12 protein-coding genes are annotated in these 15,766 nt (G+C 68.5%); 5 read left to right on the top strand and 7 right to left on the bottom strand.

Annotation, left to right across the window (positions count from 1 at the left end; genetic code table 11):
- Nucleotides 1-257, top strand: a 257-nt coding sequence (locus ACY34I_RS37945; RefSeq protein ID WP_462760006.1) for a helix-turn-helix domain-containing protein, incomplete at its 5' end; no start/stop codon positions are given.
- 459 nt (nucleotides 258-716) lie between these two features.
- On the opposite strand, the gene ACY34I_RS37940 is transcribed toward ACY34I_RS37945, so the two are convergent.
- The 4 genes from ACY34I_RS37940 to ACY34I_RS37925 all read right to left on the bottom strand — a co-directional run bounded on the left by ACY34I_RS37940 (nucleotide 717) and on the right by ACY34I_RS37925 (nucleotide 6,189).
- Nucleotides 717-1,322, bottom strand: a complete 606-nt coding sequence (locus tag ACY34I_RS37940; RefSeq protein WP_462760005.1) for a hypothetical protein — start codon at nucleotides 1,320-1,322, stop codon at nucleotides 717-719.
- 312 nt (nucleotides 1,323-1,634) lie between these two features.
- A complete protein-coding gene (locus ACY34I_RS37935; RefSeq protein WP_462760003.1) occupies nucleotides 1,635-2,822 on the bottom strand; it encodes a serine hydrolase domain-containing protein in 1,188 nt (395 codons plus the stop codon).
- An 86-nt stretch (nucleotides 2,823-2,908) separates the two neighbouring features.
- A complete protein-coding gene (locus tag ACY34I_RS37930; RefSeq protein WP_462760002.1) occupies nucleotides 2,909-5,476 on the bottom strand; it encodes an FtsX-like permease family protein in 2,568 nt (855 codons plus the stop codon).
- Between the two features lie 11 nt (nucleotides 5,477-5,487).
- On the bottom strand, nucleotides 5,488-6,189 hold the full coding sequence (locus ACY34I_RS37925) for an ABC transporter ATP-binding protein (protein ID WP_462760008.1): 702 nt from the start codon (nucleotides 6,187-6,189) through the stop codon (nucleotides 5,488-5,490).
- Nucleotides 6,190-6,508: 319 nt separating this feature from the next.
- Between ACY34I_RS37925 and ACY34I_RS37920 the strand changes: the two genes are divergently transcribed.
- Together ACY34I_RS37920 and ACY34I_RS37915 are read left to right on the top strand one after the other, a co-directional pair.
- Complete coding sequence (locus ACY34I_RS37920) at nucleotides 6,509-7,675, top strand: sensor histidine kinase (RefSeq protein WP_462760001.1); 1,167 nt, start codon at nucleotides 6,509-6,511, stop codon at nucleotides 7,673-7,675.
- Entirely contained in the window at nucleotides 7,663-8,319 is a 657-nt protein-coding gene (locus ACY34I_RS37915) for a LuxR C-terminal-related transcriptional regulator (RefSeq protein ID WP_462760000.1), read from the top strand. The genes ACY34I_RS37920 and ACY34I_RS37915 overlap by 13 nt, the downstream gene beginning before the upstream one ends.
- A 563-nt stretch (nucleotides 8,320-8,882) precedes the next feature.
- Here the strand turns inward: ACY34I_RS37915 and ACY34I_RS37910 are convergent.
- The 3 genes from ACY34I_RS37910 to ACY34I_RS37900 form a co-directional block, all read right to left on the bottom strand.
- Complete coding sequence (locus tag ACY34I_RS37910; RefSeq protein ID WP_462759998.1) at nucleotides 8,883-10,097, bottom strand: hypothetical protein; 1,215 nt, start codon at nucleotides 10,095-10,097, stop codon at nucleotides 8,883-8,885.
- 161 nt (nucleotides 10,098-10,258) lie between these two features.
- Nucleotides 10,259-10,546, bottom strand: coding sequence for a hypothetical protein (locus tag ACY34I_RS37905; protein WP_462759997.1), 288 nt, complete (start codon nucleotides 10,544-10,546; stop codon nucleotides 10,259-10,261).
- A 327-nt stretch (nucleotides 10,547-10,873) separates the two neighbouring features.
- Nucleotides 10,874-11,563, bottom strand: a complete 690-nt coding sequence (locus ACY34I_RS37900) for a hypothetical protein (protein WP_462760007.1) — start codon at nucleotides 11,561-11,563, stop codon at nucleotides 10,874-10,876.
- Nucleotides 11,564-12,322: 759 nt separating this feature from the next.
- Here ACY34I_RS37900 and ACY34I_RS37895 point away from each other — a divergent pair.
- Together ACY34I_RS37895 and ACY34I_RS37890 are read left to right on the top strand one after the other, a co-directional pair.
- On the top strand, nucleotides 12,323-13,999 hold the full coding sequence (locus tag ACY34I_RS37895) for an amidohydrolase (protein WP_462759996.1): 1,677 nt from the start codon (nucleotides 12,323-12,325) through the stop codon (nucleotides 13,997-13,999).
- A gap of 1,021 nt (nucleotides 14,000-15,020) precedes the next feature.
- Nucleotides 15,021-15,584, top strand: coding sequence for a hypothetical protein (locus ACY34I_RS37890; protein ID WP_462759995.1), 564 nt, complete (start codon nucleotides 15,021-15,023; stop codon nucleotides 15,582-15,584).
- The last annotated feature ends 182 nt before the right edge of the window (nucleotides 15,585-15,766 follow it).

The following is a 15,766-nucleotide window of genomic DNA, read 5'->3' as shown; positions in this document are numbered from 1 at the left end:
GGGCGGAGGAGTTCGGCCGGACCCACCACCTGCCCAAGGCACAGCTCGCCGGTGTCGTCGACGGGTTGCGCCGCCGCGGCCTCGTGGACGCCGCCGGCGGGTTCACCGACGCCGGCCGCCAGACCAAGGAACGAATCGAGGCCCTCACCGACGAGCTGGCGGCGCCGGCGTATGACGTGCTCACCACCGACGAGCTCGACGAGCTGATCGCGGGGCTCGAGCCGATCGCCGCCGCGGCACAGGAAGTCGACGACTGAGCGGGCGCGTCAGGCGACGGCCACGACATCAGACGATTGCTGCGCGCGGTCACTCGCGTGCGCTGTCCAGTAGCGAGCGCACTGCGGCCAGATGAGTGCACTGACTAGTACACCGGTGCCTGGCACTATCCCGACGATTTTGGCGGTGGCGCAGTCGACGAGCGGATTGTATATAGCCGAATTGAGAAACAAGGGTAAGAGAAGTGCCCCTGTCATCGGCAGTTCAGGATGCCCGAGCGTCGCGAAGCGCCGACCACCCGCCGTGAGGGGCCACGCGCGGCTGACGCGCACGGACGGCGGCAGATCAGGATGGGTCGCGCGGCTTGCGGCTGGCTGATCCATCAGCGGCCAGCAGCACCCGCCGATGTACGGACGATGTCAGCCCGCTGCCACGAATCATGGGCATTGTGATTCGGATTGATGGTCGAGCACGCTGTGAGCCTTCTTCGGATGGGCTTGTCATCCGGCCAGGGCGACCTCGGCCTCTCGGGACCCGGCGGCGGACTGGGCAGTTCGGCGGCGCCGATGGTAGTGAACGGTCAAGATTCCGAGCAGCGGTCCCCAGGCGGCCAGCGGCAGGTAGGCGATCCAGAACGCGACGCTCTGCCAGCCCTCGGTGATCGGCGTGTCCGGGCTGCCGTTGACCATCCGGCCGGAGGCCATCATGGCCAGCGCGTACGGGAAGATCATCAGGGCGGTCGCACCGAGGCTGGCGGGGATGACGGCGGCGAGGGTCGGTACGTGGCGGCCGCGCAGGCCCGGGATCCACCTCGGCCAGACCTCGCCCCACTGGCATACCAGCCCGAGGGCGAGGAATGCCAGCACCTCGCTGACGAGGCTGAGCGTGATGATGTACCAGATCCCTTCGAACAGGATCGGGCCGTGGCCGGGCGGCGGGGCGTCCATGCGCTTCACGAGCGGAGCCTCGAAGGCGAAGGCTGTGATCCGCCAGATGGTGGAGGGCAGCGTGGTCAGGGCGGCGGCGTATGCGGCCAGGATGGCCCAGCGGGGCACGCCCACCGCCGTCCGACCATGCAGCTTCGTCAGGATGGTGCGAGCGGTCATGGCGGAATCTCCTTGTCCCAACGCTGATCGTTGCGGATAGCCACGTGCATCCCGCGAGCCGGTGGGCAATGCCGAGCGTTGCTGTTTCAAGATCGCAGCCACGCCGAGCCCCACGCATCCCCTTCGAGAAGGGACCGGATCACTCGCGCGGGGGGCCTGGACCACACGCACGGCGGACGAGGCCGAACCACCGTGGACACGAGGCACCGGCACAGCCGCATCCTCCGGAACGGCCCTGACCGGCGTGGCCATCGCCGGTCAGGGTCGCCATCGCCGGTCAGGGTCTCGTTCACGACACGCTGTGCGGTCCGGTTACGCCCGGCCGCATAGAGCGTTTTGGATCAGTGTGTCGGCGCCGCGTTGCTGCTGGAGGAGGCTGTCCAGCGAATCGCCGAGTGAGGCGGACATGGACACCATGGCGCTGCGCCGGCCGTCGTCGGTGACGCCGGTGACCGTGATGTAGCCGCCGTCGCCGCCGTCGTGGCCCCAATAGACGCCGCCGCAGGGCAGCGGGCGGCTGACCAGGCCGAGCCCGTAGAGGCCGCCCGGCCAGATCGCGTTGATGTCCTCGTTGATCTCGACCGTTCGCTTCATGTCGGCCAGTTGTGCGGGGCGCAGCAGCTGGCCGCCCAGCAGTGCACGGAAGAACCGGTCGAGGTCCCGGGTGCTGGAGACCATGGAGTCCGGGTCCACTAGAACCTGCTCGGTGACGTCCACCAGCTCACCGGTCTCGAACCGTTGGTATGCCTGAGCGTGCGGCTGGGGTAGGGACGGCGAGGTCCCGGGCCAGGTGGTGTGGTGCAGCCCGAGCGGACCGACGATCCGGTCGGTGACCTCTTGTTGCAGAGAACGGCCGGTGACCCGCTCGATGATCATGCCGACCAGGACGAAGCCGGTGTTGGAGTAGGCCCAGCCCTTTTCGGGTTCGAAGTCCGGCCGGTGGTTCATTGCCCGCGCGACGAGTTGCTCGCGGGTGTACACGTCGTATCGCTGCTGGAGGTACTCCTCGGGCGTTGTGTAGCCGGGCAGGTCGTCGTGGATGCCGCTGGTGTTCTGCAGGAGGTGACGCACGGTGATCCGGCGGCCGTCGTTGTCGTTGCCGCGGACCACGCCGGGTAGCCACCGCTCGACGGTGTCGTCGAGGGACAGTCGGTGTTCCTCGACCAGTTGCAGGACGACGGTGGCTTCGAACGCCTTGCGGGTACTGGCGATCCGGAAGCGTCCGTTGGGTGGCACCGGGCGCCCGGTGGCACGGTCGGCGACGCCGCTGGTGGCGACGAGGTGCCGGCCGTCGGAGGTGGTCACCCGGGCTTGAACGCCGGTCACCCCGAGCGCGTGGAGCGCGTCGGTGTCGCGTTGCAACCGGCCGGCGGCGTGGCCGGAACCGGTCTTTGATCCTTCGGCCGGGTCGAGCCCGGTGACCGTGGACGTGAGGGCGACAAGGCCCGCCGCCGCACCCAGCGCGACCCGCCGCGATAGGTTTCTGCTGTTCAATCTCATGCCGTTGACGCTAGGAGCCGCGTCGACGCCGACCGATACCTCGTACCACCGGATATGTGGTACAGCTGGCTGTAGTGCCGCTGGCGTCACTCGCGAACGCCGATCGCGTCAACCGGCTGCGACCGCATGGCGATCCGGGTCGAGTTCATGATGGCGGCCCAGCCGAGCAGCGCGGCGACCGCGACGATTCCCAGGTAGATGAGTGGTGGGATGGACGGAATCAGCGTCCTGGTCAGTCCGATGCTCGTGCCGATCAATGACGGGATCGCGGCCAGGGTACCGATGAACACGGCTGCGACGACGATGATCCTCGTCTCGCTGCGCATCATCGCGAACACCTGGCGACGGGTGGCGCCGACCAGTTGGAGCAGGGCGAATTCGCGGAAGCGTGCGGCGGTTGCCATCACCAGGGTGTTCACCACGGCGATCGCGAGGTAGCCGAGCAGGACCGCGTTGAGGATGAGGCCGACCGCCGACTCGCCGGCGGCGGCATCGCGCTGCGCGGCGACGAACGACTCGCGGTTGTTGACCTGGACGGTCGGGAGGTGTTGGACGGCGGATCGCAACGCATCGCCGAGCGCCCCGACGTCGGTTCCCGCGGCCGCCGCGATCAGCACCGCGAAGTCCAGGCGGTCGGTGGTGTGTTCGAGGACGAAGTCGTGCGGCAGCGTGACGTCACCGAGGCCGAGTCCTCTCTCGTAGAGCGCGACCACCGTGGGTTTGATCGGCGTGCCGTCACCGAGATGGAGGTCGATGGTGTCGCCGAGAGCGGCGCCGAGGGTGCCCGCCGCGATCCGGCTCAACGCCACCGTGTTGCCCCGCACATCCGCGACATCACCCTCGAGAACGGCGAGATCCATGGTCTCGGCGAGCTGGTCACCGGTGACCCCCTGTGCCGAGTAGGTCCTGATCTGTGGGCTGTCCCTCGAGCCGAAGGTCGCCAGCGTCCGCGTGCGGACGACCGGGGTCACCGCCGAGACGCCGGCCACGTCCCGGAGCATGTCCGCGACCTCGGGCGACACGCCGGCGGACGTGGACGTGACGACGTAGTCCGCGCGCAGTCCGTCCGCGGCCTGATCCTGCGCGGCCGAGCTCGCGGTCGTCCCGCTGAAGAGCTGCCCGGCGGCCAGGGTGATGCCCATGATCAGAGGAGTGGTCGCTGCGGCGAGCCTTCGCGAGTTGGCGTGCGCGTTCGCGGTCGCGAGGAACCCGCTGACGCCCGACCTGCGGTTCAACCAGGGGCCCAGCACCGTGACGGCACCGCCGAGCAACCGCGGCCCCAGCAGCGCGACAGCAAAGACGAGCAGGAACGCCGAGAAGGCCGCGCTTTCAGCGGCCCCTTCACCGGGTAGCACCAGCGGCAGCACGACCGCCATGGCGAGACCGGCGGGGACCAGCAGCAAGCCGACGGTCAACCGGAGCCATCCGAGTTTGGGTGGCTCCACCGCGGCCTCGCCGAGCGCGTCCACCGGCCTGAGCCTGGCCGCGCGCCGGGCGGCTATCCAGCCGCCCATACGGGCGCTGATCAGGCACAGCACCATCGCCGCGAGTACCGGCAGCGGGCTGATCGACAATTCGAAGTCGTCTGGTAGCGCACCGACCAGGGTGAAGGCTTCGCGGATGAGGAAGCTCAGCCCGATGCCAGGAATCACGCCGAGCACTGCCCCGACCGTGCCGACCACCATGGTCTCGGCGGCGATCATGCCGAGCACCTGCTTCGGGGTCGCGCCGATCGCCCTCAGCAGCGCCAGTTCCCGCAGCCGCTGCCGAACGGACAGAGCGAGGGTGCTCGCCACGACGATCATGATCACCAGGACCATGCTGCTACCGAACGCCAGGGCCAACTCGCTAATGAATGAACGCGTGCTGCCGATGTCGAGGAACTCGGCCTCGCTCCGGTCGCTGCCGGTGTAGACGACCACATCGGCGGCTGCCGCCTCGATGGCGCGAGCCAGCTCGTCGGCACTGACACCGGGTGCTGCCAGCACGCCGATCGCGTCCACCCGGTCCGGTTGACCGGACAGTTCCCGGGCCCGGTCATCGGTGAAGAACAACGCGGACTGCCGGGCGAGTCGGCCTCCTGGCAGACCCGCGATGCCCGTCACCCGGTAGGTCGACGTGTTCGATCCGACCGCAAGCCGAACCGACGCGCCGACGGTGACGCCGGCCCGCTCGGCCAGCGCGGAGTCCAGCACCACGTCATCCGGCCCGGCCGGGGCCTGGCCAGCGGTCGTGGTGAACGGACCGAGCGCGGCCGACTGCCAGCCATGCCCGAGCGCGGGAGTGCCGTCCGGCCCGGCGAGCACCTCGGCGTCCGCCGTCACGAGGCTCACCGGAACGTTGACGTCGGCGATCGCCGCCCGGACGCCAGGCACTCGCGCGATGTCGCCGACCCGGCCGGCCGGCAGGGTGGCCCGCTCGCCGAACCTGGGATCCACGTCGTCGGCCACCGGCAGTGCCTGCGGGGCGCCCACCACCAGGTCGGCAGCCTGGTAGCGCTCGGTCGGCACGCCCGAGCGTTCGCTGCTCTCCAGCAGGATCCCGCAGGCCGTGATCACCGCCGAGCCGAACAGCACCGCGACGAATGCCGCGACGAACCCGCCCTTCCGTCCCTTGACCGTGCTCCAGGCCAGCGCCAGCATGCGCTTCGACATCACGCGGCGGCTCACGGCTCCCCCAGGTGAGTCATCAGCTCGGCGATCTGCTCGGCGGACGGTCGGGTCAGCTCGCCGGCCAACCGGCCGTCTGCGAGGAACACCACGGTGTCGGCCTGCGCGGCCGCGACCGGATCGTGCGTGACCATGAGCACGGTCTGAGCCAGGTCGTCCACGATCCTCCTGAGCAGTGCCAGGACCTGACGGCCGCTGCGGCTGTCCAGCGCGCCCGTCGGCTCGTCGGCGCACACCAGGTCGGGCCCGTTGATGAGCGCTCTGGCGATCGCCACACGCTGCTGCTGGCCACCGGAGAGCTGGCTCGGGCGGCGGTCGTGATGCTCGGCGAGCCCGACCGCGGCGAGGACACCCGCCAACTCCTCGGGATCGACCGGTTTCTCGGCCAACCGGACGGGCAACGTAACGTTGTCCGCCACGGTCAGCGCACCGAGCAGGTTGTACGCCTGGAAGACGAACCCAATCCGATCCCGCCGGAGCTCGGTCAACTGGGTCTCCGACAGGCTGGACAGCTCCGTGTCACCCAGCACGACCCGGCCCGACGTCGGACGGTCCAGACCGGCCGCGCAGTTCAGAAACGTGCTCTTGCCGGACCCGGACGGGCCCATGACGGCGGTGAACGTCCCGCGCGGGAATCCGGCTGTCACCCCGTCGAGAGCGCGTACCGCGTTCTTCCCCGACCCGTACTCCTTCGACACCGAATCCAATTGCAATGCGTACGACTGTGTCGTAAATGTCCGCGTTTCACGCGGGGATAGCGAGTCGAACGCGGTGGCCTCGACCGGCGCCACGCGTCGTCTCGATGGGTTTCTGCTGTGCAACCTCACGTATCCGACGCTAGGTTTCCGCGACGTCGAATACCGATACCCCGTACCACCGGATGCGAGGTACAGCTGGCTGTAGTGCCGCGGGCGACAGCCACCGGGCAGACTTGACGCCGTGTCGGGAACGCGAACGGACGCCGTCCCCGAGGAGGCTACGCAGAAAGGGCATCCTGTGACGTCGGGTCAACGGTGGGTGAAGGTGTGGCGTGGCGCGGCCTACCTCCTGGGATCACTGGCCACCGGGATCGCCACGGTGCTCGCACTGCCGCTGCTGTGCCATCCGAGACTCGCCCGGCGTTGGGCGAACTGGCACCGTGACCGCGCCGGCCGACTGCTCGGGACGCCGTTGGCATCACGTCCTACCCTGCACGCGGCGGGACGCCGCGCATGGGCCGATCCGGCCACACCCCGCGACCTGCTCTGGCTGCCGGTGAACGCCATCACCGGGATAGCGCTCGGCCTGCTCACGCTGCTGTGCGTGGGCAACCTCCTGCCCGCCGCGGTCGCCACACCACTGTGGTGGGCGTTCGCACCAGAGGATCGGCCACGGCTATTCATCGATATTCCGGTGACCGGCTGGGCGACAGCCCTCACCCTCGGCCCACTGCAGATCCTCCTGCTCACCGCGCTGGCGTACCTGGCCTTCCCGCCGATCGCTCGCGCACACGCCCGGATCTGCCTGGTAGTGCTGTCGCACTCGACGGCCGAACAACTCGCCGACCGGGTCGCCGTGTTGACCCGCACCCGGGCAGACGTGCTCGACGCACACGGCGCCGAGCTGCGCCGGATCGAACGCGACCTGCACGACGGCACCCAGGCCCGGCTGGTGGCCATCGCGATGCGGCTGGCCGTGGCCCGGCAGGCGTTATCCGACAATCCGCGAAACGAGCAGTTCCTGGAAGAACTTCTTCGGGACGCACACGAAGGAACCGAGGAGGCGATGACCGAACTCCGCGAGGTGATCCGAACCGTCTACCCGCCGATCCTCGCCGACCGCGGCCTCACCGGCGCACTGACCGCGGTGACGGCCCGCTGCGGCGTGCCAACCCGACTGGACATCGGCAACCTCGAAAAGGTACCGGCGGCCGTGGAGGCCGTCGTCTACTTCGCCGTCGCCGAGGCACTCACCAACGTCGCCAAGCACAGCCAAGCGACCACGGCCGGCGTACGGGTGAGCCGCACGGCAGACCGGTTAACGGCGGTAATCACCGACAATGGCGCTGGCGGCGCCGACGATCGGCTGGGCACCGGCCTGGCCGGGATCCGCCGCCGGGTGCTCGCGCTCGACGGCACCGTCGACGTCGACAGTCCGGCCGGCGGGCCGACGACAATCACCATGGAGCTGCCGTGCGGGTTGTAATCGCCGAAGACAACGTGCTGCTGGCCACCGGACTGGAACTGCTGCTCAAGAGCGTGGGGTTCGACATCGCCGCCATCGCGGACGACGCGGCGGGCTTCCTCACCGCCGTGCGGGACCATCGGCCCGACGTCACCATCGTCGATGTCCGGCTGCCGCCGTCATTTCGCGACGAGGGTATCCGCGCCGCCCTAGAGGCCCGTCGAGAGCACCCTGGCCTACCGGTCCTGGTGCTGTCGCAGTACGTCGAGCAGCAGTACGCCGCCGAACTACTCGCCACCACCGGCGGCGGCGTCGGCTACCTCCTCAAGGATCGCGTCAGCCGGGTGGATGAGTTCGTCGACGCGCTGCGCCGAGTGGCCGCCGGTGGCACCGCCATGGACACCGAAGTCATCGCCCAACTCCTCGCCCACCGCAGGGACCCGATCGCCGTCCTCACCCCCCGCGAACGCGAGGTACTCGCGCTGATGGCCCAGGGACACGACAACAACACCATCGCTGACCGGCTTGTCATCACCGACAACGCCGTACACAAGCACATCGGCAACATCTTCAACAAGCTGGGCCTCGCCGTCACCGACAGCGGCCACCGCCGCGTCCTCGCCGTTCTCACCTACCTCAACGGCGCGGGCCAGATCGGCGACTGAGTACGCCGGTGACTCGGTCAACAGCGGCGACCAGCGCCGCCGGGGCAGCGCGCATCCGAGCTTGCTCGACGGCAGAAGGATCTCCAACTGGTGACGAGGCCGATGACACGCGACAGGCCACGCGAGCAACAACTCCACGTGATCACGCCGCCTACTCACGCACACTCCATGATCCCGTAGGGAGTGCGCCCCAGCCGCACAAAACTCACGTGATCACGGCCCACCGACCGCCCACCTCCATGCCACCCCGAAATCTTGGCGTTGAGCAGCTTCCCCCGCTGGGAGGCGAACAGGACCGCCGTCGTCACCCGCTCGCCGGTGGTGATGTCCGGTAGCTCGAACTCGACGGGTCCGATGTCGTCGAGGTAGGCAGCCAGCTGGTCGGCGACGACCTGGTCTAGGTCGACCTGCCGCCCGACCCGCCGGTGAGCAGGTACCCCGCTCTCGGCCGGCCCTCGGGGAAACGGCGAAGCCCAGGTCGCTGACCTGGGCCTCGCCGCCGTGTCGATCGACGGAACCGACCCGTCCAGGCGTGGCGGTTCAGGCTGAGGGCCCGGCCGCGATCAGCAATTCGGGGCGCAGGTCCGCGGGTCGTGCGGGCCCCCGGTGTACGGCTCGGGCATGACCATGACGAAACCCCCCATGTCGCCGACGCGCTTGAGCACCTCGGCGACGTAGTCGCGCCACCGCTGCTCCACACTGACCACGGTGAGGGTGGGCTGGCACTGGTCGGGCGTAGTCAGGGCCAGTTCGCTGCCGCAGGGCGGGCCGCCCTCGGCGGTCGGCCGGTAGCCCCGGAACTGGCGAGCATCGACGGTGAGCCCGACGCACGGGTCCTGGCCGGGCTCAGGCTTGATCCGCATGCTGCAGATCAGCGTCTGCGTCTGCTTCACCGTCTCGATGTCGGGCTTCTCGTACTCTTCGCAGGCCTCGTTCTGGTCCGGGCCGGGCATCGCGATGGACTGGTCGCAGCGGCTCATCCTGGCCAGCGCGTCCTGGCACGCCGGCTGCTGCCAGTTGGTCGCGTTGCACTGCGCCACCAGCGCGGAGACCTCGGCACACGCGTCCTCGCCGCCCGGCCGGGCGACCGCGGTTCCGTCATCGCCGCTGCCGTCGCCGCCGCCGTTCTCGCTGGTCGGGAGCCGCCAGGCGTCCCGCTTTTCGAGCGCCTCGTGCATCTCCTTATGCTCCCTGACAAACGTTTCCACCAGCTCCCGGTCCTTCGCCGGGTCCGCGCCTTTTGTGAAGTTGTTGTTGAGATCCGTGCTGGCCTGGACGTACTCCCGCCACTGCCGGTCGGCCTCGTCGGCGAGCTTTTGGTAGTCCGGCGACGAGTCGTACCCGCTGCCCGACCTGCGACCCGGCGCACGGTCCGGGTCGTTGTAGCCTCTGGTACCGAAGTGGTATTCGCCACTCTCGCCAGCGATGCGCGGGTCCACGCTGGAGCCGCAGTTGACCGTGCCGTGGTAAGTGCTGTCGGGCCCGCCGAACCCGAGCGGGAAGAGCGTGTGCATCCCCGGCATACCCGGGCTCTGGAAGTCGACAAGCCCACACCCGGCGATCCCGCTGTCGACCTCAACCCCCTCGGCGGTGTTCTGCAGCACGCACCCGAGCGGGCTGTCCAGGTCGACATCGCCCGGCGCGACGAGCAGCACCTCCGGCTCGCGGTCGGTGTCGTCGCCGAAGGGATCGTCCGTGGCCCCCATGGCCGGGCCGGCCAGTCCGGCGACAACCAGCACCGCACCCAGGCCGATCGCCCCAAACAGTCTCCATCTCACAGTTGTCCCTCTCCTCCTCTGCGGCCTCAGCTGATCATCGTGTCCGGATGTCCCGTCCACATAGGGCACCGTTCCCAACTCGACCGGGAAATTTGTCCCTCCAGGCGCCTCGCACCGCGACGGGCGATGTGTACGGCACGAGTCGGGCCGCACTGCCAGCGTCAGCAGTTGGCCTGGTACACAGCGAGGCCCTGCTGGTAACTCGTGAAGTAGCGGCTCGCGAGGCTGCCGTAAAAAGTACGCAGTGCCGGGTCCTTGCTGTTGAACTGCAACATCCTGTACTTGAGGAACATGTTGTAGTCGCTGGTGTACTGCGCCTTCAGGTCAGCGCAATACGTACTGGCCACGGACGCGGCCGCATCGGCCGCGTGGGCCGGTCCGGCGAGGCCTGCCACTGCGGTGGCTGTGATGGCAGCGGTGAGTGCGATGCGGGACAGGGAAATGGGCACGTGCTCCTCCTTAACTTGCCTCTCGCGAGTCCGCCGGAGTCGGTTCGCCAGGCGGACCAACCTCTCGCAACAACCGGACGCGAACCTGAATCCTCGAAACGGTCTCGGCCGTGGGCGATTGCGATCGCTGGTTGCTGACATCGACGCTAGTAACGCCGTACCCGTTTGGTCGTCGGCCGCAGGGTTGATCAACGGGTGGACGACCCCCGACCGGCGCTCCACCCCTGGGTGGACCCACAGTGGCCGCCAGGGCTCGGCGCGAGCAACCACAGGGCTGATCTACCGGCACGCTAACCGGGCGGTCGACCAAGGGAACATCGACGCGATCTACTCGGACGCACGTCCGGCTCGGCGGCGGCTGCCGACCGATGCCTGGTCTGGGCGCCGCCAGGATGCGCCCGGTGCCCGAGGGGCGAAGGCGTCAGCGTCGGACGCTGCCGCGAGGTGCGCTGATGCACGCTGTGTCGTTTCTGGCCGCTGTCGGCCAGTGGCGGCGGACGGTGCGCTCGGATTTGCCGATGCGTGTGGCGATCTTCGCCGGGTGCAGGGTGGGATCGCGGCGGCGCCAGTAGGCCACGGCGGCACCGGTTTCGGCCGGCACGTCGTCTGCCGGCGCGACGTCCGGCGGGTCCGCCCGCTCGTCGCCGTCGCTGTATGCGGGTGGCGGCTGGGTGGCATCGGCGGCGGTTGGGCGGCGCGGGTGTTGCCGAGAGGGTCGGAATTCGGGATCGGATCGGTGGAGTTTGGTGCAGGTGTGGCGGTGTGATCGAGGCATGGGCGCTCGCCTGTCCCTTCGGTGGGCGCCGCTGCGGCGTGATCGTCGGCAGCAGCGCGTGCCACCGCCACGACCGGATCCGTTCGGGTTGGCGTGGCGGCAGGCGCTGGTGTGGCGGCGCGGACCCGGGCGGTGATCTCGACGAGGCTGACGCTGGCGACGACGAGCCCGTCGACAGAGATGGGTAGGAGATAGGCGGCGCCGTAGCCGGTTTCGCCGTAGCGGGCGGCGACGCCGACCAGATGCCAGTAGGAGACCCAGCCGGCGATGATGGCGATGGTGGCGGCTGCGGTGATGCGGATCGCGCCGAGGTACCGACGCGGGAGATCAGCTCGACGGTAAGCAGCAGTGCCAGGGGCGGCCGCACGGCGATGATCTGGCTGATCGGGTTCGGGCGGGCGTGCACGACGTTCGCGGCCACAGATGGCGAGGTGACCGCTGACGTGCCGTGCGCCTCCGGCGGTGGTGGTGGCCAGTGGCGGCGTACGGTGCGTTCGGACCGGCCGATCCGCTGGGCGATCTGGGCGGGGTGAAGGTCGGGGCCGCGGTGGTGCCAGTAGGCCACGGCGGCGGCGGTGTCCGAGGACGCCCTGTCTGCCGGCCTAGACTCCGTGCTCGACCTTGTCGAGGAAAGCCGTCCGCCGGTCACACGCCGTGAGCCGCTAGCACGGGACCGGGCCGGCCGCCAGCGCGCCCCCGGCCATTCGCTGTTGCGGCTCAAGCCGGACCTGGTCTGGCCCTGACCGACGCAAAGGCAAACGATCTACGAACGACGGCGCTCATCGGTCTTGACCGCAGAATTTGCACGCTGATAGCGTCGCCGATCAAGGATTCCTTGAAGTTGATGGATAGCTACCCAAGCGTCGGCCCGACCTCGTCCCGCCTCACCCATCGCGTGGACCGCCCAGTTCGCTTGAAGTCTTCGAGGAGAACCTTCCATGTGTGATGCATGCGCTACTCCGCCGCCCGGGCCAAACCTCACTCGGGCACAGGTTCTGAAGTTGCTCGGCATCGGCGTCGGTGCCGCCGTTCTCCCGGCGTCGCCCGCCAGCGCGGCGCAGGCCGCCGCCCCGGCCAGCGGCACCCGGCAGGGACCGCTCCTTTTGGACAACGTCCGCGGCTACACCGTCACCCGCAAGGGGCTGCGGGAGTTCTCCAGCGTCCTGATCGCTGGGGACGGGAAGGTGGCCGGACTCGACGCTAGCGCGGGTCGGGGCGTACGACGCATCAACGGCAAGGGCCGGGTTCTTCTCCCCGGCATGCACGACGCGCACGGCCACGTCTGGAACTACGGCGCGCTGGCGTCGGAGCTCGACCTCAGCGGCACTCGGTCGCTAGCGCAGGCGCAGCAGGCTCTCGCCGCGTACGCCGCCGCCAACCCGGACCTGGCGTGGATCACCGGACGGGGATGGAACCAGGTCATCTGGGGACTCGGTCGTTTCCCCACGGCGGCCGACCTCGACGTGGTCGTCAGGGACCGCCCGGTGTGGCTCGTCCGGGTCGACGGCCACGCAGGCGTGGCCAACACCGCGGCGCTGACCCTCGCCGGGATCACCAGGGACACCCCGGACCCCGCCGGCGGGCAGATCATCCGCGACGCCGACGGCAACCCGACCGGCACGCTCGTCGACACGGCGATGGGCTTCGTCTCGTCCAAGGTTCCAGCACCAACCATCGAGGACGTACGGCGGCGTGCGCTCGTCGCCCAAGCGAAGCTCAACGCCGTCGGCATCACCTCCGTCTCCGACGCCTCAACCAGCACGGACGGCTACGTGGTCCTGCGAGAGCTGGCCGCCGCCGGTGAGCTGACCATGCGAGTCAACGCATTCCTGGCCTGGGACGCGTTCAAAGATCTCGGAGCGACGGTCCGCACGGACTCGTTCGCCGCGGACATGCTGCGGGTACGCACGGTGAAACTCGTCGCCGACGGAGCCTTGGGCAGTCGAGGTGCGGCCCTGCTCCAGCCGTACAGCGACGAACCCTCCACCAGCGGACTCCTGCGGGTAACCCCGGAAGAAATGAACAACCGCGTCGCGGCCGTGCTCGCGGCGGGCTACCAGGCGGCGATCCACGCTATCGGCGACCGCGGCAACCGGATCGTCCTCGACGCGTTCGACCGGGCTTTCCGTACCGTCGGGAATCAGGGCCTCCGGCACCGGATCGAGCACGCCCAAGTTGTCGCGCTCGACGACATCCCCCGGTTCAAACAGCTGGGCCTCGTCGCGTCAATGCAACCGGTGCACGCGACGGACGACATGAACATGGCCGAGGACCGAGTGGGCCCGGAGCGCATCAAGGGCGCGTACGCGTGGCGCAAGATGCTCGACCAGGGGACCATCATCGCCTCCGGATCGGACTTCCCAGTCTCGTCCGCCCTGCCCTTCGAAGGCCTGCACGCCGCCGTGACCCGCACCGACCGGGAGGGCCGACCGGCCGGCGGTTGGTACTCCGACGAGGCCATGACACCGGTCGAGGCCCTGCGGTCGTTCACCCTCGACGCGGCGTACGCGGCCCACCAGGAAAAGGTGCTCGGCAGCTTGGAACCGGGCAAGTGGGCGGACTTCATCATCACGGACCTGGATCCGTTCAACCTGCCGGCCAATCGCGCCCTGTGGCAGACCAGCGTGCTGCACACCTGGGTCGGCGGACGCCGGGTCGGCGAGTACGGCGACCTCTGATCCCCTATCGGGGATCGGCTGTCAACGTGCCGGCTGGCTCGACCGTGTAGGTCGACTGCTTGGAGGATCGCTGGTGGGGAAGATCCCAAGAACGCACCCGCCTGAAAAACGGAAGGTCGGCGGTTCGCCCCCACCCCTGGCCACATAGCCTTTCTCCGGGCTACAAAGATCCCCACCAGCGGAAACGTCGGTGGGGATCTTGCTGTTGGTATCCCGGCTGCATCGGTCACCGTTGCCCTTGGTTGACCGCTCTTGGCTCGTGATCACCGCCACTTGTCGCACGTAGATCGCACGCCGCCCCGCTTCTGCCGCCATCCCGTCGCCGCTGCCGGCTTCGGGGACTCGGCCTCGTTGTCGATCAAACGTAGACTTGCAGGCATGAAGCGCCCGCGTCTCCGAATGACGCAGCTCGTAGGGCTTCTGCTCCTGCTTACGTCGGGTGTCGGGTTGTGGCTGGGCTGGCCCGAAAAGGTCACGTCGCTACTTCTCCTCGCCGGGGGACTGGTGGCTCATGGTCCGACAGCCATTGCCGCTTGGCGGGAAAGGGAGTCCAAGCCGCCGAAGTCTGCGGAAGAGGTTCTGAGGTGGTACCCGAAGTGGTGGGCCTGACCGCCTCCCGCTTCTGCCGCCATCCCGTCACCCCTGGCTGAGCAGGGGTCTAACGAGGTGGGGCAAGCAGGACTCGAAACCGCGACCAAGGGATTATGAGATCAAATTGCCCGCCCCATCGACTGCCCAAATGGCGGGCTAGCAGCGGAAACACCTCGCGACATCTCACACCACTCCCCTGCTGTCGGTCGGCGTCTTGCGGACAAAATGCGGACTGCGGGTCCGGCGTCCCCGAGCGTCAGTTTGGAAGGACGAAGATCACCGCCCTGAGATGCCCGAAACACCTGCTCGTCGTACGGGGTGGGACACGGCTCGTGCCCGCTCGTGCCCGTTCGGGGCACCGGCTACTGGCACGTGGCTGGCACGCCGACGGCTGATCCGGCGCGCGCTATTGCTCACCTAGACTGTCCGAATGACGGCGGAGCAGCGGGTCATAGACCTCGATGCGCAAGGTGATGTGGTGGCCGACCCGGATGAGGCTCCGCGACGCATCGGGCGACCACCGGGCCCCTACATCATCGGCGCGTTCGTTCTTGGCGCAACGCTCGGCGGCATCGGTGGAGCCCAACTGCAGGCCTCCCGCGAGGAACAAACGCGGGCCGCCACCGTCGCGGTTACCGCCGTAGCCAGCTCGGCAAAGGGCGATGGTAGGAATTCCGGCGGCATGGCGCAATTTGCAGCGCAAGTAACGGTGGTCAACGCTGGACCGCAGCCAGTCACAGTACGTGCAGCCGAAGCACGTTTCACCGGCATCGACATCCGACCGACGAATTCGTCTCCCCGACTGCGTCCTGCCGCAGCAAGCGTAATAGACATTCAGCTTGTGGCCGACTGCTCGATCGGGCACAGTTCCCTGCCATTGCGACTGTCGGTAGAAACAGCAGATCACCGAACCCATGTCGTCAACGTTGAGGTGGCGTACGCCGGCAGCGTTTGGCACGACCGGGCCAGGTCGCTATGTGGCCAGACAGGTTGAGGCGGATCTCCTCGTCGGGCATTCGTCAGACCGTCCAGCCTCCCAGACGGGGACAAGGTGGAGCGCCCTACCGGACGAGTCTCAACGTGATTTAGCGAGGAATCCCGGTCCTTCAGGACTCCGTTGGGGAATGGCCAAACTACTCAGATCCATCTGTTGGCATGATTGTCGGATTTGTCGGG

This window comes from Micromonospora sp. RTBAU3-60, assembly GCF_054963695.1.
Note: the sequence above shows the minus strand (reverse complement) of the source record. Positions and strands in the feature narration are given on the sequence as shown.

What these genes read in the sequence shown, in the direction of transcription:
- ACY34I_RS37940 (WP_462760005.1), bottom strand. Translation starts at nt 1,322, where the DNA reads ATGACCGCTCGCACCATCCTGACGAAGCTGCATGGTCGGACGGCGGTG.
- ACY34I_RS37935 (WP_462760003.1), bottom strand. Translation starts at nt 2,822, where the DNA reads ATGAGATTGAACAGCAGAAACCTATCGCGGCGGGTCGCGCTGGGTGCG.
- ACY34I_RS37930 (WP_462760002.1), bottom strand. Translation starts at nt 5,476, where the DNA reads ATGTCGAAGCGCATGCTGGCGCTGGCCTGGAGCACGGTCAAGGGACGG.
- ACY34I_RS37890 (WP_462759995.1), top strand. Translation starts at nt 15,021, where the DNA reads ATGACGGCGGAGCAGCGGGTCATAGACCTCGATGCGCAAGGTGATGTG.